The 21,249-nt window shown below is 60.6% G+C and carries 22 protein-coding genes; 11 read left to right on the forward strand and 11 right to left on the reverse strand.

Annotated elements, in window-relative coordinates; genetic code table 11:
* From FHT92_RS02605 to fabD, 6 genes are all read right to left on the reverse strand, one after another.
* Positions 1-888, reverse strand: coding sequence for a YicC/YloC family endoribonuclease (locus FHT92_RS02605; RefSeq protein ID WP_183744246.1), 888 nt, complete (start codon positions 886-888; stop codon positions 1-3).
* 16 nt (positions 889-904) lie between these two features.
* Entirely contained in the window at positions 905-2,134 is a 1,230-nt protein-coding gene (gene mltG, locus FHT92_RS02610) for an endolytic transglycosylase MltG (RefSeq protein ID WP_183822321.1), read from the reverse strand.
* 117 nt (positions 2,135-2,251) lie between these two features.
* Entirely contained in the window at positions 2,252-3,514 is a 1,263-nt protein-coding gene (fabF, locus tag FHT92_RS02615) for a beta-ketoacyl-ACP synthase II (protein WP_183744250.1), read from the reverse strand.
* Between the two features lie 93 nt (positions 3,515-3,607).
* Positions 3,608-3,844: an acyl carrier protein gene (locus tag FHT92_RS02620; RefSeq protein ID WP_003547058.1), complete on the reverse strand. Its 237-nt coding sequence runs from the start codon at positions 3,842-3,844 to the stop codon at positions 3,608-3,610.
* A 286-nt stretch (positions 3,845-4,130) separates the two neighbouring features.
* Positions 4,131-4,868 (reverse strand): 3-oxoacyl-[acyl-carrier-protein] reductase, encoded by a 738-nt coding sequence (gene fabG / locus FHT92_RS02625; protein WP_183822325.1) that lies wholly within the window; start codon positions 4,866-4,868, stop codon positions 4,131-4,133.
* 28 nt (positions 4,869-4,896) lie between these two features.
* Positions 4,897-5,841, reverse strand: a complete 945-nt coding sequence (gene fabD / locus FHT92_RS02630) for an ACP S-malonyltransferase (protein WP_183822327.1) — start codon at positions 5,839-5,841, stop codon at positions 4,897-4,899.
* A gap of 206 nt (positions 5,842-6,047) precedes the next feature.
* Here fabD and FHT92_RS02635 point away from each other — a divergent pair, with 206 nt between their 5' ends.
* The 6 genes from FHT92_RS02635 to FHT92_RS02660 all read left to right on the forward strand — a co-directional run bounded on the left by FHT92_RS02635 (position 6,048) and on the right by FHT92_RS02660 (position 11,661).
* Positions 6,048-7,091 (forward strand): aldo/keto reductase, encoded by a 1,044-nt coding sequence (locus tag FHT92_RS02635; protein ID WP_183822330.1) that lies wholly within the window; start codon positions 6,048-6,050, stop codon positions 7,089-7,091.
* Between the two features lie 330 nt (positions 7,092-7,421).
* Positions 7,422-7,880, forward strand: a complete 459-nt coding sequence (rpsF, locus tag FHT92_RS02640; RefSeq protein WP_183744258.1) for a 30S ribosomal protein S6 — start codon at positions 7,422-7,424, stop codon at positions 7,878-7,880.
* Positions 7,881-7,892: 12 nt separating this feature from the next.
* Entirely contained in the window at positions 7,893-8,141 is a 249-nt protein-coding gene (gene rpsR, locus FHT92_RS02645) for a 30S ribosomal protein S18 (RefSeq protein WP_007531286.1), read from the forward strand.
* Positions 8,142-8,283: 142 nt separating this feature from the next.
* Positions 8,284-9,264, forward strand: a complete 981-nt coding sequence (locus tag FHT92_RS02650; protein WP_183822333.1) for a DUF2232 domain-containing protein — start codon at positions 8,284-8,286, stop codon at positions 9,262-9,264.
* Positions 9,265-9,285: 21 nt separating this feature from the next.
* Positions 9,286-9,864, forward strand: coding sequence for a 50S ribosomal protein L9 (rplI, locus tag FHT92_RS02655; RefSeq protein ID WP_183744264.1), 579 nt, complete (start codon positions 9,286-9,288; stop codon positions 9,862-9,864).
* Positions 9,865-10,164: 300 nt separating this feature from the next.
* Positions 10,165-11,661, forward strand: a complete 1,497-nt coding sequence (locus FHT92_RS02660) for a replicative DNA helicase (protein ID WP_183745334.1) — start codon at positions 10,165-10,167, stop codon at positions 11,659-11,661.
* A 26-nt stretch (positions 11,662-11,687) separates the two neighbouring features.
* On the opposite strand, the gene FHT92_RS02665 is transcribed toward FHT92_RS02660, so the two are convergent.
* The 3 genes from FHT92_RS02665 to FHT92_RS02675 all read right to left on the reverse strand — a co-directional run bounded on the left by FHT92_RS02665 (position 11,688) and on the right by FHT92_RS02675 (position 13,597).
* The gene (locus tag FHT92_RS02665) at positions 11,688-11,990 is read right to left on the reverse strand and encodes an AzlD family protein (protein ID WP_183822335.1); all 303 of its coding nucleotides are present in this window, start codon (positions 11,988-11,990) and stop codon (positions 11,688-11,690) included.
* Positions 11,987-12,706, reverse strand: a complete 720-nt coding sequence (locus FHT92_RS02670) for an AzlC family ABC transporter permease (RefSeq protein WP_183744270.1) — start codon at positions 12,704-12,706, stop codon at positions 11,987-11,989. The genes FHT92_RS02665 and FHT92_RS02670 overlap by 4 nt, the downstream gene beginning before the upstream one ends.
* A gap of 69 nt (positions 12,707-12,775) precedes the next feature.
* Positions 12,776-13,597: an AraC family transcriptional regulator gene (locus FHT92_RS02675; RefSeq protein WP_183822338.1), complete on the reverse strand. Its 822-nt coding sequence runs from the start codon at positions 13,595-13,597 to the stop codon at positions 12,776-12,778.
* 189 nt (positions 13,598-13,786) lie between these two features.
* Here FHT92_RS02675 and alr point away from each other — a divergent pair, with 189 nt between their 5' ends.
* The gene (gene alr, locus FHT92_RS02680; RefSeq protein ID WP_183822341.1) at positions 13,787-14,953 is read left to right on the forward strand and encodes an alanine racemase; all 1,167 of its coding nucleotides are present in this window, start codon (positions 13,787-13,789) and stop codon (positions 14,951-14,953) included.
* 4 nt (positions 14,954-14,957) lie between these two features.
* Here alr and FHT92_RS02685 read toward each other — a convergent pair whose 3' ends face one another.
* Positions 14,958-15,593, reverse strand: a complete 636-nt coding sequence (locus FHT92_RS02685; protein ID WP_183822343.1) for a LysE family translocator — start codon at positions 15,591-15,593, stop codon at positions 14,958-14,960.
* Positions 15,594-15,734: 141 nt separating this feature from the next.
* On the opposite strand from FHT92_RS02685, the gene radA reads away from it, so the two are divergent.
* The 4 genes from radA (at position 15,735) to FHT92_RS02705 (ending at position 20,383) form a co-directional block, all read left to right on the forward strand.
* Complete coding sequence (radA, locus tag FHT92_RS02690) at positions 15,735-17,135, forward strand: DNA repair protein RadA (protein WP_183744282.1); 1,401 nt, start codon at positions 15,735-15,737, stop codon at positions 17,133-17,135.
* A gap of 89 nt (positions 17,136-17,224) precedes the next feature.
* A complete protein-coding gene (locus FHT92_RS02695; RefSeq protein WP_183744285.1) occupies positions 17,225-17,845 on the forward strand; it encodes a CvpA family protein in 621 nt (206 codons plus the stop codon).
* Positions 17,846-18,072: 227 nt separating this feature from the next.
* Positions 18,073-19,563 carry an amidophosphoribosyltransferase gene (gene purF, locus FHT92_RS02700; protein ID WP_183744288.1) on the forward strand — a complete coding sequence of 497 codons (1,491 nt, stop codon included), beginning with the start codon at positions 18,073-18,075 and terminating at the stop codon, positions 19,561-19,563.
* Positions 19,564-19,642: 79 nt separating this feature from the next.
* A complete protein-coding gene (locus FHT92_RS02705; protein ID WP_183744292.1) occupies positions 19,643-20,383 on the forward strand; it encodes an SDR family NAD(P)-dependent oxidoreductase in 741 nt (246 codons plus the stop codon).
* Between the two features lie 9 nt (positions 20,384-20,392).
* Here FHT92_RS02705 and FHT92_RS02710 read toward each other — a convergent pair whose 3' ends face one another.
* Entirely contained in the window at positions 20,393-21,142 is a 750-nt protein-coding gene (locus FHT92_RS02710; protein WP_183744295.1) for a GH25 family lysozyme, read from the reverse strand.
* Between the last annotated feature and the right edge of the window lie 107 nt (positions 21,143-21,249).

Here is a 21,249-nt window from a genome sequence, read left to right on the forward strand (position 1 = left end):
CTACTCCAAATTCTGGACCTGCTCACGGAACTGATCGATCACCACCTTCAGCTCGATGCCGGCTGCGGTGACGGCCGAAGCGTTCGATTTCGAGCAGATTGTATTCGATTCCCGGTTAAATTCCTGTGCAAGAAAATCGAGCTTTCGGCCAACCGGTCCACCTTTTGTCACGAGATCGCGGGCGGCGGCGACATGGGCCTTCAGCCGGTCGATCTCTTCGCGCATATCCGCCTTGGTGGCCAGCAGTGCGGCTTCCGCGTGCAGCCGATCACGGTCGAGCGCACCGGCTCCTTCCATGAGGAGCGAGACCTGCGCGGAGAGCTTCGCTGCAATCTCCTGCGGGGAGCGCGAGGGATCGGACTCGATCGCACCTGTCAGAGCTTCGATCGCAGCAACATGGCCGAGAAGCACACGCGCCAGTGCGGCACCCTCCTGTTCACGCATGGCCTTGAGATCGGACAGTGCCGCCGTCAGTCCCGACAGGATATCGGCATCGCGCGCGGCGACAGTCTCTTCGCTGTCCTGCGTCTCGCGGAAGTCGACGAGGCCTCGGATGGAAAGCAGGGTATCAAGCCTTAGCGGCGCCGGATCGATAAGACCTTCCAGCTTGTCGCGCATGGTGAGGACGGCAGCAAAGGCATCCTGATTGAGCACAGCTTCAAGCTGGCTTTCGCCTGTCGTCAGCGCCAGTGTGGCCTGCAGATTGCCACGACTGAAATTCTCGCCGGCAATGCGGCGAACATCTGTTTCGAGGCGCTCCAGACCGGGTGGCAGACGGAGGCGAAGATCGAGGCCCTTGCCGTTGACCGAACGCAGTTCCCATGCCCAGCGCCAGCGGCCGGTCGTTCCTTCGCGCCGCGCAAAACCAGTCATGGACTGCAATGCCATCAAAGGCCTCCCGATATCAGTTGATCTTCTTTTTCTTCGGCGGAACCGCGGATGTATTGTCCGCAGGCTGATCTTCCGGCTGTCCGTCGACGGCAATTTCGGGATCCGCGCCCTTGTCGGCTTCCAGCTTGCGCCAGCGCTTGACGTTGGCGTTGTGCTCCTCGAGCGTTGCCGCAAAGACGTGGCCGCCGGTGCCATCGGCGACGAAATAGAGGTCCTGCGTCTTCCAGGGATTGGCGACAGCTTCCAGCGCGTCCTTGCCGGGATTGGCGATCGGCGTGGGCGGCAGACCCTTTACGACGTAGGTGTTGAAGGGCGTCTCTTTCTTCAGGTCCGACTGGTAGATCGGCCGGTCGGCTGGTTTGCCCTCGCCGCCGAAGAGACCGTAGATGATGGTCGGATCGGACTGCAGGCGCATACCTTTGCCGAGACGGTTCAGGAAGACTGAGGCGACATGAGCGCGCTCATCCGGCACACCCGTCTCCTTCTCGACGATTGAGGCGAGGGTGACGAACTCTTCCTTGCTCTTCAAGAGCAGCGAAGGATCGCGCCGTTCCCAGATCTGGTCGACCAGCTTCTGCTGGGCGGCAGCCATCTGGTCGATGATTTCAGACCGCTTGGTGCCACGCGAGAACTTGTAGGTATCCGGCCGCAGGCTGCCTTCTGCCGGCAGAGCGGCCGGCAGGTCGCCCTCGAGAACCGGATCGTCCAGCATACGGTCGAACATCTGCCGCACCGTCAGCCCTTCGGGGAAGGAGACGGAATAGAGGATGGACTTGCCGGATTTCAGAAGTTCCATGATCTCGTTCATGGAGGCATGCGCCTTGATCTCGTATTCACCTGCCTTGAGGCTTTCGCCTGCATTCAGATGCGTCGCGGTCAGATAGCGGAAGACGCGGGCATCCGAGATGATGAGATTGCGCTCGAGATTCGTCGCTATTTCCGCAAGGCCTGCACCATTGCGGACGATGAAATTGGTGTTCGTCTGCAGCGGGCCGGGGTTCTGGTAGGCAGTGATAGCGTAGTAGAAGCCGATGAGACCGGCGATGCAGACGACCACCGCCATGGTCATGACGAAATTCAGGAAGAGGACCACCTGGCTGCGGGCATTCCTGGAGCGCTTCGGCGGCTCGGGAACGCGTTCCGGACGCAGGGCTTCGCTCGGCGATTTTGGGATGATCGGTCCCTTCTGCGCCGGCTGGCCGTTCTGGCCGTTATCGCTGCTCTGGTTGGTCGTGTCGCTCACCGGCAATCCTTTAAAACTAAGCCCGCTTCGCTATTTCGCGAAGTAATGCGGCAAAAAACAGGTTCTGCCGCGCATCATGGCGCCGTTTGACGTTCGCCCGCGCTCGGAAACCGCCTGTTACGCGACGTAACGGCGCAGCACGAGCGATGCATTCGTGCCGCCGAATCCGAACGAGTTGGATAGCGCCACGTTGATTTCTCGCTCACGAGCCTTGTGCGGAACAAGATCGATTGCGGTTTCCCGCTCAGGGTTATCGAGATTGAGCGTTGGAGGGGCGACGTTGTCGCGGATCGCGAGGGTCGTGAAGATCGCCTCGATGGCGCCGGCGGCACCCAGCAGGTGGCCGGTCGCGGATTTGGTCGACGACATCGAAATTTTCGACGCCGCATTGCCGACGAGACGCTCGACGGCACCGAGCTCGATCGTGTCGGCCATGGTCGACGTGCCATGAGCGTTGATGTAGTCGACATCGGCAGACGTCAGGCCGGCGCGCTTCAGCGCCATGGTCATGCAGCGGAACGCGCCGTCGCCGTCTTCGGACGGAGCGGTGATGTGGAAGGCGTCGCCGGAGAGGCCGTAACCGACCACTTCCGCATAGATCTTCGCACCGCGTGCCAGCGCATGGTCCAGTTCTTCGAGAACCACGATGCCGGCGCCCTCGCCCATGACGAAACCATCTCGGTCCCTGTCATAAGGGCGCGAGGCCTTTTGAGGATCGTCGTTGTGCTGCGTCGACAACGCCTTGCAGGCGGCAAAGCCGGCGAGCGAAATGCGGCTGACCGGGGATTCCGTGCCGCCGGCAACCATGACATCGGCATCGCCGAGCGCGATGAGGCGGGCAGCATCGCCAATGGCGTGCGCACCGGTGGAGCAGGCGGTGACGACCGAATGGTTCGGGCCGCGCAGCTTGTGGCGAATGGAGACCTGGCCGGAGACGAGATTGATCAATCGGCCGGGAATGAAGAAAGGAGAGATGCGGCGCGGGCCTTTGTCGCGCAGCGTATAGCCGGCCTCGACAATGCCCTCGATACCGCCAATGCCGGAGCCGATCAGAACGCCTGTCGCGATCTGATCCTCATCGGTCTCGGGATGCCAGTCGGCATCCTCGAGCGCCATATCGGCGGCGGCCATGCCATAGATGATGAAGGGATCTACCTTGCGCTGTTCCTTCGGCTCCATCCAGTCGTCCGGATTGAAGGTGCCGTCCGAACCATCGCCGACGGGGATGCGGCAAGCGATCTTGGCAGGGAGATCGTCGACCTCGAATTCAGTCACGAGGCGGGCGCCGTTTGCTCCCGCAAGCAGCCGAGACCAGGTAATTTCCGTTCCGCATCCCAACGGCGATACCATGCCGGTACCTGTAATGACGACCCTTCTCATCGACTGCTTTCCCCCGTCTGTTATGTTTTATGGAGAAACATGCTCAAAAGAAAAGGGCGGACTCTTGGCCCGCCCTTTCTCGAATGCGCAGAATCAGGCCTGAGCCTTTTCAATGAACTTCACGGCATCGCCAACCGTCAGGATCGAGTCAGCGGCATCGTCGGGGATTTCAACGCCGAATTCTTCTTCGAAAGCCATGACCAGTTCGACCGTGTCGAGCGAGTCGGCGCCCAGATCGTCGATAAAGCTGGCGCTCTCGACGACCTTGTCGGCATCGACGCCAAGATGATCAATAACAATTTTCTTTACGCGTTCTGCGATATCGCTCATGTCGGTTTCCTCGACCTTATGTCCTGATCGGAATGTCCTTCTGACACCCCTACCCTGTTTCAGCCTGCGATGCTTTCAGACATCCTCGGCAAACTCGTTTACCCGGCTTTAGAGAAGTCCCAGGCTTGCGAAAAGCCCGCCGGTCCGTCTGCTTTTTTCGGGACGACTGTTGACAGTCATGGCCCGCTTAACATGCTTTAAGTCTGCCGCAAAGCCAGAAAATCAACCGTTCGTGATTGCTCAACACGCTATTGAGTGAAATTGGCGACCGCGGCAGCTAATCGTTTCAGATCATGGCCATGCCGCCGTTTACGTGCAGGGTCTGACCCGTCATATAGGCCGCTTCCGAGGAGGCCAGATAGACGACGGCAGAGGCCACTTCGGCGCCGGTGCCCATGCGCTTCATGGGGATCGCGCCCATGATCGTTTCCTTCTGCTTTTCGTTCAGCTTGCCGGTCATGGCGCTTTCGATAAAGCCCGGAGCGATGCAGTTGACCGTCACGTTGCGGGTGGCGATTTCCTGCGCAAGCGATTTCGAGAAGCCGATCATGCCGGCCTTGGAGGCGCAGTAGTTGGCCTGTCCCGGATTGCCGGTCACGCCGACAATCGAGGTGATGTTGATGATGCGGCCATAACGGCGGCGCATCATCGGATGGGTGAGCTCTCGCGTCAGGCGGAAGGTCGCCGTCAGGTTCACTTCGAGAACGGCATCCCAGTCCTCGTCGCTCATGCGCACGAAGAGACCGTCCTTGGTGATGCCGGCGTTGTTGACCAGGATATCGACGCCTTCGAGATCGGCTTCCGCCTTCTGGCCGAGAGCCTTCACCTCATCGCGATCCGACAGGTTCGCCGGGAAGATCTTCACGCGGTCGCCGAGCTCATTTGCCAGGGCTTCGAGCTTTTCGACACGGGTGCCGTGCAGGCCGACGATGGCGCCCTGCTTGTGGAGAAGGCGGGCGATTTCCTCGCCGATACCGCCCGATGCGCCGGTGACGAGAGCCTTGCGGCCGGAAAGATCGAACATGAGAGCGTTCCTTATAAACGTGGGGCAATCAGGCCGTGAGAGCGGCAATGGCAGCGTCGATATCGGCCGGACCGTTGACCGCGATACCATTGATATTCTTGTCGATGCGGCGTGCAAGACCGGTCAGTACCTTGCCGGCGCCGAGTTCGTAAAGCGTGGTCACGCCATTTGCTGCAAACCATTCCACCGTCTCGCGCCAGCGCACCTGTCCGGTGACCTGTTCGACGAGAAGCCTGGCGATTTCTTGGGCATCCGTGACGGGTGCGGCGCGGACATTGGCGATGACGGGGACGACCGGATTGGCCTTCTTCACGCCGGCGAGTGCCTCGCGCATCGCGTCCGCGGCCGGCGCCATCAGCTTTGAATGGAAGGGAGCGGAAACCGGCAGCAGGATGGCACGCTTAGCACCCTTGTCGGTCGCAAGGCCAGCGGCCTTCTCGACGGCCGACTTCTCGCCTGAAATGACGAGCTGGCCGCCGCCATTATCATTGGCGATCTGGCAGGAGCCGGTGGCTGCAGCTTCTTCGCATACCGCCTGCACATCAGCATGTTCGAGGCCGATAATGGCGGCCATGGCGCCGACACCTACCGGAACTGCGGCCTGCATGGCATTGCCGCGGATGCGTAGGAGACGGGCCGTGTCGGCGATGGAGAAGGTGCCGGCGGCACAGAGGGCGGAATATTCGCCGAGTGAATGACCGGCAACATAGGCAACCTTGGACTTCAGGTCGAGGCCCTTGGCTTCCAGAACGCGAATGACGGCCATGGAAACGGCCATCAGCGCCGGCTGGGCGTTCGCCGTCAGCGTCAGCTTGTCCTCGGGACCGTTGAACATGACATCCGAAAGCTTTTCACCGAGCGCTTCATCGACTTCTTCGAAAACGGCGCGGGCCTCCGCAAAATTCTCCGCGAGATCCTTGCCCATGCCGACGGCCTGGCTGCCCTGGCCGGGAAAAGTGAAAGCAATGGTCATATTCAGTCCCTCGATAGTGCCCATCGGGCCATTTCGCCTCCAATTGACATTCTTTCTTTCAGAGTCAAGTGGCGGGAGATTCTCTCCAAAGCCTTTCGCCCCAGCGGGAACACCCGGTTTTTCCCCTTGCGCTTGCGCAAATCCGGCCTAGATTTGCGCGGCTCTTCCCAAGCTCTTTCTTTCCCAGACCACGTCCAAGGTTTCCGATGAAATACAATAAATTAGGCCGCACAGATATTTCCGTTTCCGAGATTTGCCTTGGCACCATGACCTGGGGCACACAGAACAGCGAGGCGGAAGCCCACGAGCAGATGGACTACGCCGTAAGGGAAGGTATCAATTTCTTCGATACTGCCGAGCTTTACCCGACCACGCCGGTTTCTGCCGAAACGCAGGGCCGCACGGAAGAGTATATCGGCAGCTGGTTCGAAAAGACCGGCAAGCGCAAGGATATCATCCTTGCCACCAAGGTTGCCGGCACCGGCCGCTCTTATATCCGCAACGGCGAAGGTGCCGATGCCAAGAATATCCGCCTTGCGCTCGAGGCCAGCCTGAAGCGGCTGAAGACGGATTATATCGACCTCTACCAGATCCATTGGCCGAACCGCGGCCATTTCCATTTCCGCCAGAGCTGGCACTACGATCCCTTCAAGCAGGATCGCGCCAAAGCCATCGCCAACATGACCGATATCCTGGAAACGGTGGGCGAACTGGTAAAGGAAGGCAAGATCCGTGCCTTCGGCCTCTCCAATGAAACGACCTGGGGTATCCAGAAGTATGTGACGCTGTCCGAGCAGCTGAACCTGCCGCGCGTCGCCAGCGTCCAGAACGAATACAATCTTCTCTACCGCCACTTCGATCTCGACATGGCAGAACTTTCGCACCACGAGGATGTCGGCCTGCTCGCCTACTCTCCCCTTGCGGCGGGCATTCTCACCGGTAAATACGTCAATGGCGAGAAGCCGGTCGGCAGCCGCGCTGCGATCAACGGCGACCTTGGCGGCCGCTTGCAGCCGCTGCAGGAGGCGCCGACGAAGGCATATTTCGGTATCGCCGCCCGCCATGGCCTCGACCCGGCGCAGATGGCACTCGCCTTCTGCCTAACCCGCCGCTTCATGACATCAGTCATTATCGGTGCGACCACGATGGCGCAGTTGAAGACGGATATCGGCTCGGCGAACGTGGAGCTCAGCAGCGATGTGCTTGCTGATATCGAGAAGGTTCATCGGCAGTATCCGATGCCGCTTTAAGGGCCTCATCAAGCGGGCGCTTTGTGTCCTGCCGCTTCTGGCTTGCGAGCACACGACAGGCTTTTCGGCCATATGCGCTTGCCTTTCGCGCAAAAACCCGTATAAGCGCGCCTGTTCGTTAACCCGGTCTTCTGGCTGGTGGCTGAACGGAGGGCCGGTTTGCATTTTGCAAACCGTTCGGAACGGAAGCGTTCCAGCCTCCCGTGTCTCCGCTCTCGACCGTCTCGGAAACGCTTTTCTTGCTTGGTGCTAGCCGCCTCTCAGGAGCAGTCGTTGAGGCTTAGCCGCCGAATGCCGGGTTCTGATCAACGCAAGAAAGGCAAAGCTGTCATGGCTCTTTATGAACATGTATTCCTTGCCCGACAGGATATCACGTCGCAGCAGGTCGATGCCCTCGTAGAACAGTACAAGGGCGTGATCGAAGCAAACGGCGGTAAAGTCGGGCGTATCGAAAACTGGGGCCTCAAGTCCCTCACCTACCGCATCAAGAAGAACCGCAAGGCTCACTACGCCCTGATGGACATTGATGCACCGGCCGCTGCGATCCAGGAAATGGAACGTCAGATGCGCATCAGCGAAGACGTTCTTCGCTACATGACGATTGCTGTCGAAAAGCACGAAGACGGCCCGTCTGCCATGATGCAGAAGCGCGACCGCGACGACCGTGGCCCGCGTGAAGGCGGCGACCGTGGCCCGCGCCGCGAATTCGGCGATCGTCCGCCGCGCCGTGACGGCGAGTTCCAGCGTGGCCCGCGTCCTGATCGCGCTCCCCGCGAAGACCGTGCATAAGGAGAAATAAGAATGTCTGAGTCTTCCTCCGCTCCGGTCCGCCGTCCGTTCCATCGTCGTCGCAAGACCTGCCCGTTCTCCGGTGCAAACGCTCCGCGCATCGACTACAAGGACGTCCGTCTCCTGCAGCGCTACATTTCCGAGCGCGGCAAGATCGTTCCGTCCCGCATCACGGCCGTTTCCCAGAAGAAGCAGCGCGAACTCGCCCAGGCGATCAAGCGCGCCCGCTTCCTCGGCCTGCTGCCGTACGTCGTCGCCTAATTGAATCTTGAAGCTCCGGATTTCGATCCGGGGCTTCCCCCTTCCGCGATGGGCGCGGATCGGAACCTTAAAACCCATGTTGAGGCATTTCCCGAACTCTTTCAGGGAAATCCTCTAACTGCTTGATAAGCAGGACAGCGAAGTGACACGACCTGACCCGAAAACGCTTGCGATCGGCGCACTCGCCGGATTGACCGCCGCCTTGCTGGTGCTTGGCGCGAGCATGCAGCCGTCTTTCAGTGCCGTGCTCTATGCCGCTTCAGCACTTCCGATCCTGCTCGTCGGCCTCGGCTGGGGCAATCTCGCCGCCATTTCCGCCGTCGTCACCGCTGCTGTGCTCGGCGCGATCGCTATTTCTCCGTCCTTCGCGCTCGTCATGACGCTGGTGACGCTGCTGCCGGCGGGGTGGCTGAGCCACCTTGCAAACCTTGCGCGCCCGGCCTCCGAACTCGGCGGCCCCGACAATCTGCTCGCCTGGTATCCGCTTTCGGATATCCTGCTGCATCTCTGCGGTCTCGTCACCTTCGCCGTCATCGTGACCGGCATCATGATCGGCTACGGGCCTGAAATCACCGACCAGATGGTCGATGTGCTGATGGCCTCGCTGCAGGAGCAGCAGCCGACATTCGTCCCCGATCCGGCCGCGACTGCGCAGACGAAGTCGCTCGTCGTCCTCATGCTGCCCGCGCTGCAGGGCGGCATCTGGGTGGTGATGCTGTTTGCCGCCTATTACATCGCAACACGTATCGTTGCCGCTTCCGGTAGGAGCTTGCGTCCGCGCGAGGATATCCCTTCGTCGCTGCGCATGAACCGCAATTCGATCTTCATCTTCCTCGCCGGTCTTGCCGCCACTTTCATAGGCGGAGTTCCTGCGATGATCGGCGCCACGGTCGTCGGAGCCTTCGGCGCCGGCTTTCTGATGTCCGGCTTCGCCGCGCTGCATTTCCGCACGCGCGGCAAGGACTGGCGCTTGCCGGCCCTTATCCTGAGCTACCTGGCATCCACCATGATGCTGCCGGCTCTTTTCATCCTCGTGCTTGGTCTCGCCGATACCCGCAAGGCGATCGCCCTGACCCCGACCAAGGATGCCCATGCCCCCAAACAAAACGATACCGAAATCTGAGAACAAGAAAGGAAAAACACCATGGACGTCATTCTCCTCGAACGCATCTCCAAGCTCGGCCAGATGGGCGAAACCGTAAAGGTTCGCGACGGCTTTGCGCGCAACTACCTCCTGCCGCTCGGCAAGGCACTGCGCGCCAACGCTGCCAATAAGGCCCGTTTCGAAGCCGAGCGCGCAACGCTCGAAGCCCGCAACCTCGAGCGCAAGACCGAAGCCCAGAAGGTCGCCGACGTTCTCGACGGCAAGTCCTTCATCGTCGTCCGCTCTGCCGGCGAAACCGGCCAGCTCTACGGCTCGGTCGCTGCCCGTGACGTCGTCGACATCCTGGCCGCCGAAGGCTTCAACATCGCCCGGAACCAGGTTCACCTCAACACGCCGATCAAGGCGATCGGCCTGCACAAGGTCGAGCTGCAGCTCCATGCTGAAGTTGAGATCAGCATCGAGCTGAACGTGGCCCGTTCTGCGGAAGAAGCCGAGCGTCAGTCCAAGGGCGAAGAGCTCACCTCTGTGGATGCCATCTACGGCGTTGACGAAGACGCCCTGCGTCCGGAAGACTTCTTCGATCCGGAAGCCGACGGCATCGACGAAGACGAGGCATAATTTCTGTTTCCCAGGGGATACAGACCGAAAAGCCCGGCTCGCGCCGGGCTTTTTTGCTGCGCCCTGCAGCCGGGAACGCTAAAATGAAAAAATGCAGAAGTGAGTCGCCAAAGGCGGCGTGTCCTACAGGTGACAGTTCGGATATTTTCTCTCCACTGGCCCTTATACTGTGGAGAAGTCGAACAACGGGCACAGTACCACCGATTTGATGACCGCTTGAAAGCTGTTGCTGCGAAACACTTGATTTTGCGTAGACGGCCCTGCAAATCCGGGTTTTGGAAAAAGACAGTACGGATGACGATGAACGAAGCTGCACGAAAGATTGCCGCCGGTGCTCCCGCAGAGCAGCACTATCGAGAAGCGCCGAACAACATCGAGGCCGAACAGGCGCTGCTCGGCGCCATCCTCATGAATAATGACGCCTACTACCGCGTCTCGGACTTCCTCAAACCTATCCATCTTTATGAGCCGCTGCATCGGAAGATCTTCGAGGTCGCCGGCGACATCATCCGCATGGGCAAGATCGCCAACCCGGTCACGGTCAAGACCTTCCTGCCGGCCGACGAGAAGGTCGGGGACATCACCGTTTCCAAGTATCTCGCAAGCCTCGTCACCGGCGCCGTCACCATCATCAACGCCGAAGACTATGGAAGGGCGATCTACGATCTGGCCATCCGCCGCGCGCTGATCACCATCGGCGAGGATGTCGTCAACATCGCCTATGACGCGCCGCTCGACATGCCGCCGCAAGCGCAGATCGAGGACACCGAACGCCGTCTGTTCGAGCTTGCCGAAAATGGCCGCTATGACGGCGGCTTCCAGGCCTTCAACGATGCCGTAGCGCTCGCCATCGACATGGCAGCCGTTGCCAAGGAGCGAGACGGCGGTCTCTCCGGCATTTCCACCGGCATTCACTCACTCGATTCCAAGATGGGCGGGTTGCAGCGCTCGGACTTGATCGTGCTCGCCGGCCGTCCCGGTATGGGCAAGACCTCACTCGCGACCAATATCGCCTACAATATCGCAGCCGCCTATGAAGGCGAAGTGCAGCCGGACGGCAGCATGAAGGCCAAGAACGGCGGCGTCGTCGGCTTCTACTCGCTCGAAATGTCGTCCGAACAGCTCGCCACGCGTATCATCTCCGAGCAGACGGAAGTCTCCTCCTCGAAGATCCGCCGCGGCGACATCAACGATGCCGATTTCGAAAAACTCGTCGCCTGCTCGATGATGATGCAGAAGGTGCCGCTCTATATCGACCAGACCGGCGGTATCTCGATCGCCCAGCTTTCGGCACGCGCCCGCCGCCTCAAGCGCCAGCGCGGGCTCGACGTGCTTGTCGTCGACTACGTGCAGCTAATGACCGGCTCCGGCAAATCCAGCGATAACCGCGTTCAGGAAATCACCCAGATCACAACGGGTCTCAAGGCACTCGGCAAGGAATTGAACGTGCCGATCATCGCGCTCTCCCAGCTCTCGCGTGCCGTCGAAAGCCGCGAAGACAAGCGCCCGCAGCTTTCCGACCTTCGTGAATCGGGCTCGATCGAGCAGGACGCCGACGTCGTGCTGTTCGTGTTCCGCGAGGAATATTACGTCAAGAACATGGAACCGCGCGATATCCACGATCCAAAATATCCGGAATGGGAAGCGCTGTTCGACAAGGTCAAGGGCACGGCCGATGTCATCATCGCCAAGCAGCGTCACGGACCGACCGGCACGGTAAAACTTGCCTTCCAGTCGGAATTCACACGCTTTGCCGATCTCGCCGATCCGTCCTTCACGCAGTATGAGGAACATTGACGCGGGCTTTCCGCGTCAATGTTCTTTCAGAAACCAGCTGCCCGCAACAAGGCCACTGTCGCGACGCCGATGACGACGCTTGCCAGCATCGGTAGGCGTCTGGCAACGATTGCCGTTACCGCACAGGCCAACGTTTCCGCCCAACCGGCCGCAAAGGCGGTCGGGGCGATCACAGCCATCAATACCGCGGGTGGAATGGCTTCGATCGCCGTTTTCCGGCGTTCGTCAATCTCCACATAGCGGATCAGCACGAGGCCGCTGATGCGGGTGAAAATGGTCGCCGCGGCCATAGCAAGAATGGCGAGTAAAGTACTGGAATCGAGCGTCATGCCGCCTGCTCCCGCATTCTGCCTCTCCAGACAGCCATTGCAAGTCCTGCCAGCGCGCCGGCTGCGATATACCAGACCCCCGGCACGAGCTGGTGGACGGCAACCGCAGCAATTCCGCTTGCGGCAAGCACCGCGCCGGTTTCCGCCCCCTTCCAGAAGCCCATCACCAGCACGACGAAGACGGCCGGAAAGGCGAAGTCGAGGCCGATGACGGCGGGATCGCCGAGAAAGGCGCCGAGCAACGCTCCTGCAAGCGATGAACCGACCCAGGTCAGGTAAAAGGGCGTGACGATACCGGCATACCAGGCGGGTGTGAGCCGTGTCGTTCCGGCGCGGAATTCCGCCATGGCCCAGAGCTCATCGGCCAGGAACAGCATGGCAATATAGCGCTTGATGCCGGAGAAGGACTGCATCTTCGTGCCGATCGAGGCGCTCATCAGTACATGGCGGATATTGACGAGCAGGGCCGCGAAGCCGACGCCGATCCAGCTTGCCGGATGCGTCCAGATATCCATCGCCACGAATTGTGAACCGCCGGCAAAGACGAGCGCACTCATCAGCGTCGTTTCCAGTGTCGAAAGCCCTTTGGTGGCCGAGACCGCGCCGAAGACCAGGCCAATCGGCAGGACTGCGACGATCAGGGGAAGAATGGCGCGCACTCCGCCAAGAAATTCGCGGATCAGACTTTTGCCGACTGGCTTACTCTGTTGCAACATCGGCAACCTCCACATCAAGACGGCGGAGAGGTAGCCGAGGCCGCTAAGGGCTGTATTGAACGAAAGTGATCAACCGACACGGAACTGGCCGGGAGTAACGCCAGTGCGGGATTTGAAGTGGCGTGTGAAATGTGCCTGATCGGCGAAGCCGCACTGAAGCGCAACATCGGCGGGCATGTGTCCCTCCCTCAGCAGCCGCCTTGCGACAAGAACACGGCGGTCCGTCAGGAAGGCGTGCGGGGTGATGTGATACTCTCTGCGGAAAGCGCGAATTAAATGGGCGCGACTGAGCCCCGCCACCTTGGCCAGTTCTTCCAGTCCCACATCAATTTCGAAATTCTCGATCAGGTAGTCGCGGGCGCGGGCGACAGCACTGCGCTCCTTGGTATCGATGGGCACGACGATGGTGCTGCCATAGCGGGCGAAGATCGCAGCCAGCACCGAAAACATGTTTTCATCGGATTCCAGCGCGCCTGCTCTGCTTTCAAGCGTACGGTGGGCGACATGGAAGGCTTTGGCGAGCTGCGGATCGCGCGGCAGAGGCCCGGCGAAGGACGGAGTGGCGTTGAAAGCCTTGCCGGTGACGTCTTCGAGAATGTCGATGAACAGCTTCGTGTCCGGATAGATCATCCGGTAGCGATACCCTTCCCCACCCGGAGCGCCGTCGTGCACGACGCCGGGATCGATCAGATAGAGGTCTCCGGGTCCGGTTTCTTCCCGCTTTCCGCTCAGGGTCGCGATCTGGCTGCCGCTTTCGATCGCGCCGATGCTGAAGGTGTCATGGGCGTGCGGCGCGTATTCATGCGTAAGAAAACTGGCGCTCAGACACTCCATGTCGCGAAAACGGCTGTCCCGCCAGAAGCGGGCCGATTCCACCTTGGCAAGCGGCATGGCGTCTGCCGCCTCTTTTTGCGAAACGTTCTCCATCCCGTCAGATTAGCGCGCCGCCAGTTGTCCGTCTTGAACAAAAGTGATCGCATGTGGGAAAGGCTGGTATGTCGCCCCTCATGCTTTCTCTTTGCCACAATGCTCTTTAGAGTGTTTGCAGCGATTTTCCTTTCCCTTTCAGCGCGGCGATTCATGACAGATTTTTCCATTCCCTTTGAAGACGACGACCTTTTCGCCTCCGCCGGCCTGCGGCTGACTGTCGACTTGACGGCGCTGACCGACAACTGGCGGGAAATGGCCCGCCGCTCGGGAAAGGCGCGTACAGCTGCCGTCGTCAAGGCGGATGCCTATGGGATGGGGATCGAGGATGCCGGCGAAGCGCTCTATCTTGCCGGCGCGCGGGATTTCTTCGTCGCGACCGTCGATGAAGGTGTCACCCTGCGCATGTTTGCGCCTGAGGCACGCATCTTCGTGCTGGCGGGCATCTGGCCAGGCACCGAGCGGCGCTTCTTCGAAAACGATCTCGTGCCGATCATCTCCTCGGAAGAGCAGCTTGCATTCTGGATGGCGGTGCTTGCCGATTATGGCGACTACCCATGCGCACTCCACGTCGATACCGGCTTCAACCGGCTGGGCCTGACGGTAGACGAGGCGCTCGCTCTTGCCGACGACGTGTCGCGGCCCGCGAGTTTCGCGCCTGCTCTCGTCATGAGCCATCTGGCCTGCGGCGACGACCACTCCTCTGCGATGAACAAGCAGCAGCTTGAATCATTCCGTAGGGTTAGCGCTGCTTATGAAGGTATCGATTCAAGCCTGGCGGCGTCCGCCGGCATCTTCCTCGGGGATGACTATCACTTCGATCTCACCCGGCCGGGCATCGCGCTCTATGGCGGGCAGGCCGTCAATGGCATGGCGAACCCGATGCGACCGGTGGCGACGGCCGAAGCGCGCATCATCCAGATCCGCACGGTCAAGGCCGGTGAATCCGTCAGCTACGGGCGAGCACTGCAGCTGACGCGCGACAGCCGGCTGGCGATCGTTTCGGCCGGTTATGCCGATGGCTATATGCGCAGCCAGTCGAGCGACGGCGTGCCGCTGCGCCAGGCCGTGCCGCAGGGCGGACAGGGCTTCGTTGCCGGCCAAAAGGTGCCGGTCGCCGGTCGCATCACCATGGACCAGACGATTTTCGACGTGACCGACCTGCCGGAAGGTGCCATTCGCGCCGGCGACTATATCGAACTCTTCGGCAAGAACATCCTCGTCGACGATGCGGCAAAGGCCGCAGGTACGATCGGTTACGAGATGCTGACGAGCATCGGCCTGCGCCACGAGCGCAAGTACGAGATGGACGAGGAATAGGGACTTAGCGTGTCGTGAACGCGAGGCGAAGGCCGAGCGCCACGAACAGCGCGCCGAGGCCGCGGTCTAGCCACAGGCCGATCTTTGCATTCCGTTTGAAGGCATTAGCAAGCCGCCCTCCCACAAGGATCAACGGCGGCTCGATGAAGACGGCCACGACAATGATCAGGCCGCCGTGAACGCCAAGCTGCAGCCAGGCCGGACCTGCGCCCTCGACGACGAATTGTGGCAGGAAGGCGAGGAAGAAGATCGCTACCTTCGGATTGAGCAGCGAGACAAGCATGCCCTGCCGATAGATGCGCCGCCAGCCGAGTGTTTCGCCTGCCGCCCGCACGAAGCCGCCCTCGCCTTTCGAGCGCAGCGCCTGTATGCCGAGCCAGACGAGATAGATCGCGCCCACCCATTTGACGGTGGAGAAGGCGATTGCCGAGGCGGAAAGGATCGCCGACAGGCCGAAGGCGGCGAGAAGCACGTGGATGCAGGCGCCGGTCCAGATGCCGAAGACGGCAGAGAAGCCGGCGCGCGTGCCGCTCTTCATCGTATGGCCGAGAATGAAGGCCATGTCCGGACCGGGCGAGATGTTTAGAAGAACCGCCGCGGTCAAAAAACCGATCCAGTGAGCGAGCGAATAATCGAGCATGGCCTATCCCTTGAGAGCCTTCCGATGCTGCCAGCCCGGCCACTGATAGGAAAATCATTAGTTTTGATCGGTGCAGGAAGCCATTATCTAGGGCGAAACCGATTCGGCCGCCCAGGCGGCTCTACGTGAAAGCAGTCATTGATGGCCAAGGCCAGGACACAATTCATCTGCCAGAGCTGCGGCGCGGTGCATAACCGCTGGGCGGGCAAATGCGACAATTGCGGCGAGTGGAATACGATCGTCGAAGAAGACCCGATGGGCGGCATCGGCGGCGGCCCCGCCAAGACGCCGAAGAAGGGCCGTCCGGTCGCATTGACGGCTCTCTCCGGTGAAATCGAGGAAGCGCCGCGCATCCATACAGGCATTTCCGAACTCGACCGCGTCACCGGCGGCGGCTTCGTGCGCGGTTCGGCCGTGCTCGTCGGCGGTGACCCCGGCATCGGCAAGTCCACGCTGCTCATGCAGGGAGCGGCTGCCCTTTCGCGGCGTGGGCACCGGATCATCTATGTCTCGGGCGAAGAGGCGGTAGCGCAGGTGCGGCTGCGGGCGCAGCGGCTGGCGGCAGCCGATACCGATGTGCTGCTTGCTGCTGAAACCAATGTCGAGGATATTCTCGCGACGCTCGCGGAAGGCAAGCGCCCCGACCTCGTCATTATCGACTCCATCCAGACGCTCTGGAGCGAGCTCGCCGAATCCGCACCGGGTACGGTCACACAGGTGCGCACCGGCGTGCAGTCGATGATCCGCTTTGCCAAACAGACGGGTGCGGCCATGGTGCTCGTCGGTCATGTGACCAAGGACGGCCAGATCGCCGGCCCGCGCGTGGTCGAGCATATGGTCGATGCGGTGCTCTATTTCGAGGGCGACCGCGGCCATCACTACCGCATCCTGCGTACGGTCAAGAACCGCTTCGGACCGACGGACGAGATCGGCGTCTTCGAAATGTCGGACAAGGGCCTGCGCGAAGTCGCTAACCCCTCGGAACTCTTCCTCGGCGAGCGCAACGAGAAATCACCGGGTGCAGCGGTTTTTGCCGGCATGGAGGGCACGCGGCCTGTTCTCGTCGAAGTGCAGGCGCTGGTCGCCCCCACTTCACTCGGCACGCCTCGGCGTGCGGTCGTCGGCTGGGACTCAGCCCGCCTGTCGATGATCCTTGCGGTTCTGGAGGCCCATTGCGGCGTGCGGCTCGGCCAGCATGACGTCTATCTCAACATTGCCGGCGGCTTCCGCATCTCCGAACCGGCAGCCGATCTGGCCGTCGCATCGGCTCTCGTTTCCTCGCTGGCCGGTATTGCCCTTCCGGCCGATTGCGTCTATTTCGGCGAAGTCAGTCTGTCGGGCGCCGTCCGGCCGGTTGCGCAAACCGCCCAGCGCCTTAAAGAAGCCGAAAAGCTGGGGTTTTCGGCAGCTCTGCTACCGTCCGGCTCCGCCGAACTGCCAAGGGGCAGCGGTCGCTGGAGCGAGATCGAGAGCCTGCCGGATTTGGTCGCGCGCATTGCCGGCTCGAAAGGGGCGCTGCAGCGTGTGGAAGAAGACGTTTGATCCTTCATCACCGATAGCGGGGATGCTATAGGATCTGCCAAACAAGGCGCGACGCGGCCCGCAAGGCGGCAGTCTGGAGTGGAATTTATATGCCCATTACGATTTTCGACGGTATTGTCATCGGCGTCGTGCTCTTCTCCGCCGTATTGGCAATGGTCCGCGGCTTCTCGCGCGAAATTCTCTCGATCGCGAGCTGGGGCGGCTCGGCGGCTGCCGCCTATTATCTCTACCCCTATCTCGTGCCTTATGCGAAGAAATATACTGACGATGACCGTATCGCGATCGTCGGTTCGGCTGCCGTCGTCTTCCTCATCGCGCTGATCGTCATCTCCTTCATCACGATGAAGATCGCCGATTTCATCATCGACAGCCGTATCGGCGCGCTCGACCGCACTTTGGGTTTCCTCTTCGGTGCGGCGCGCGGCATACTTCTGCTCGTCGTCGCCGTTGCCTTCTGGAACTGGCTGGTCGATGCAGATCATCGCCCGGCCTGGGTCAACAATGCCAAGTCGAAGCCATTCCTGGATTCCCTCGTCGTTCGCCTGCAGGCAGTCCTGCCTGAAGAATTTTCTCAAATGATCCAGAAGAGCATTACCGAGAAGCTTGGTGGCGCGCGGACCACGGATGAAAATGCGCCAGCCAACGATCAGGCTCCGGCAGAAGACGCAGCACCCGCGCCTAACAATGGCGCACAGCAGCCATCGAATTGACGCAGTGTTCACTAGCTTGACCCGCGGCCTGGCAGTTGCCATTTGAGCGGGACGTAAGAACAAAGGTCCGGCCGGGCATTCCGCTCTGCCGGACCTCAGCTGTTTCAGAGCCGGCGGGCTTTGAAACAGACGTCGTTCAGCATGAAACTATCGGAAAGCTGCAAGATTTCCGATATCATACTACTGGAAATGCCGATCCATTCTTGTGAGAGCAAAGGCCCGCAGAAATGAACCAGTCCCATTCCTTCCCGACCGACGATCCGCTCGACGGAGACACGCTGCATGAAGAATGCGGTGTTTTCGGAATTCTGGGACATGCCGATGCCGCAGCACTGACGGCGCTCGGCCTGCACGCCCTTCAGCATCGCGGGCAGGAGGCAGCCGGTATCGTTTCCTTCGATGGCAAGCGCTTCCATCAGGAACGGCATATGGGCCTGGTCGGCGACCACTACACCAATCCGATGACGCTTGCCCGCCTGCCCGGCACCATCTCGATCGGCCATACGCGCTATTCCACAACAGGCGAAGTGGCGATGCGCAACGTGCAGCCGCTCTTTGCCGAACTGGAAGAGGGCGGCATCGCCATTGCCCATAACGGCAATTTCACCAACGGCCTGACGCTGCGCCGCCAGATCATCGCGACTGGCGCGATCTGTCAGTCGACATCCGACACCGAAGTTGTTCTCCACCTCATCGCCCGCTCCCGCCATACATCCACGGCCGATCGCTTCATCGACGCCATCCGCCAGATGGAAGGCGGCTATTCGATGCTCGCCATGACGCGCACCAAGCTGATCGCAGCGCGCGACCCCACCGGCATCCGCCCGCTGGTCATGGGCGAACTGGACGGCAAGCCGATCTTCTGCTCGGAAACCTGCGCGCTTGACATTATCGGCGCGAAGTTCATCCGCGACGTGGAGAATGGCGAAGTCGTCATCTGCGAAATCCAGCCCGACGGTTCGATCAGCATCGATGCGCGCAAGCCGAGCAAGCAGCAGCCCGAACGCCTCTGCCTGTTCGAATATGTCTATTTCGCTCGTCCGGACTCAGTCGTCGGCGGCCGCAACGTCTATACGACGCGCAAAAACATGGGGATGAACCTCGCCAAGGAATCGCCTGTCGATGCCGACGTGATCGTGCCCGTTCCCGATGGCGGCACGCCGGCCGCGCTCGGCTATGCACAGGAAAGCGGCATTCCGTTCGAATATGGCATCATCCGCAACCATTATGTCGGCCGCACCTTCATCGAGCCGACGCAGCAAATCCGCGCCTTCGGCGTGAAGCTGAAACATTCCGCCAACCGGGCGATGATCGAAGGCAAGCGCGTGGTGCTGGTCGACGATTCCATCGTGCGCGGCACCACTTCGCTGAAGATCGTGCAGATGATCCGCGAGGCCGGCGCCAGGGAAGTGCATATCCGCGTTGCCAGCCCGATGATCTTCTTCCCGGATTTCTACGGCATCGACACTCCCGATGCCGACAAGCTGCTCGCCAACCAGTATGCTGATGTCGAAGCCATGGCGAAGTATATCGGCGCGGATTCGCTGGCCTTCCTGTCGATTAACGGCCTCTATCGCGCCGTCGGCGGCGAGGACCGCAACCCGGCCCGGCCGCAGTTTACCGACCACTACTTTACCGGTGACTATCCGACCCGCCTTCTCGATAAGAACGGCGAGTCCATGGGCAACAAGATTTCCATGCTCGCCAGCAACGGCTAATCCGCTTCGACTTTGACTTTCCGATCAGGGGCGCTTATTGCGCCCCTTACCTTTTCAAGCATATCCGGAGCCGCGGCAGATGAACATCAATCTTGAAGGCAGGATCGCGCTGGTGACCGGCGCATCGCGCGGCATCGGCTACTTCACGGCACTCGAACTCGCCAAGGCCGGCGCGCATGTGATCGCCTGCGCCCGCACGGTCGGCGGCCTGGAAGAACTCGACGACGCCATCAAGGCCGTTGGCGGCTCCGCGACCCTCGTCCCCTTCGATCTCGCCGATATGGAAGCGATCGACCGTCTCGGCGGCTCGATCTTCGAGCGCTGGGGCAAGCTCGACATCCTCGTCGCCAATGCCGGCGTGCTCGGCGTCATCTCGCCGATCGGCCATATCGAAGCGAAGATCTTCGAAAAGGTGATGAACATCAACGTCAACGCCACCTGGCGGCTGATCCGTTCGGTCGATCCGCTGCTGAACCGCTCGGATGCCGGCCGCGCCGTCATCATGTCCTCGGGCGCGGCCCATAAGTGCCGCCCCTTCTGGAGCGCCTATTCGGCATCGAAGGCAGCCGTCGAGGCTCTGACGCGCACATGGGCTGGCGAGACGCAGACAACGCCACTGCGCATCACCAGCGTCGATCCGGGCGCAACCCGCACTGCCATGCGCGCGCAGGCCGTCCCCGGCGAAGATCCGATGAGCCTGCCGCATCCCTCCGAAGTGGCGAAGGCGATCCTGCCGCTGCTCGGGCCTGGTGTGACCGAAACGGGCAAACTGTTCATCGTGCGCGAGAACAAGCTGGTGGATTACCGGCTGCCGGGATAGGCTGAGTTCTCAGTTTGTAGCAACGGCTGGGAAGAGACGTGCAAAGCCCGTTTCTGATGGGCACAGTGCATTAAGGTCCACTGCCCCCTTAATGCCGTCCACCGTACCATTGTCGGCAAATTGCCAGATCGACCAACGACTGCAGCTTTCCTGCGCAGGCTCCCTGAATATGCTTCGCAGCCAGAGGTAATGATCGGGAAAGCGGCTTTCATTACCTTTCAGATATTGGTCAAAGAATTCCTGTGTGACGTAAAAAATCGGCTTTTCCGGAAAACCACTCTTCAGCTCGGCAACGAAGGCGTTCACTTCCATCGCCATTTCATCGAGCGTCGGTATTTTGTCGCAGTTACCGACAAATTCCAGGTCGATGGCGATGGGCAAGGCATCCGGCGTTTTCGGCACGGCTGCCAGGACATTCTGCGCCTGATCCCTGCCCGGGCGGCAGAAGGTGAAAAAGTGATAAGCGCCCCTCACCAGCCCCGCATCTCCGGCACGCTGCCAGTTCTCTGCGAACCGGGAATCCCGGTGATCGCCGCCTTCGGTCGCCTTTATGATTGCGAAACGCACGTTCGGCTGGGCAGCCACGGTCTTCCAATCAACGACACCCTGGTGATGACTGACATCGATGCCTTGGATCGGATAACGGGCCAGTGACGGATTGTTGAAGCGAAGCATTCCAAAATCGTATGCGAAATATGCAGCGAATGCGACTATCAGAATTGCAGCCGCTCCGATCGCCCACCGGACCAATCTTCCCACTCGTTCCCCCAACAATTTATAGCAGCGTCCGCTGGTTAACTGCGATTTGCGCCGCGAGAATGGCGGAAGCCTCAGAGCATGCACTATATTTTCGCCGGACATTGCCC

This window comes from Rhizobium sp. BK377 (assembly GCF_014193935.1).
Classification (GTDB): Bacteria; Pseudomonadota; Alphaproteobacteria; order Rhizobiales; family Rhizobiaceae; genus Rhizobium.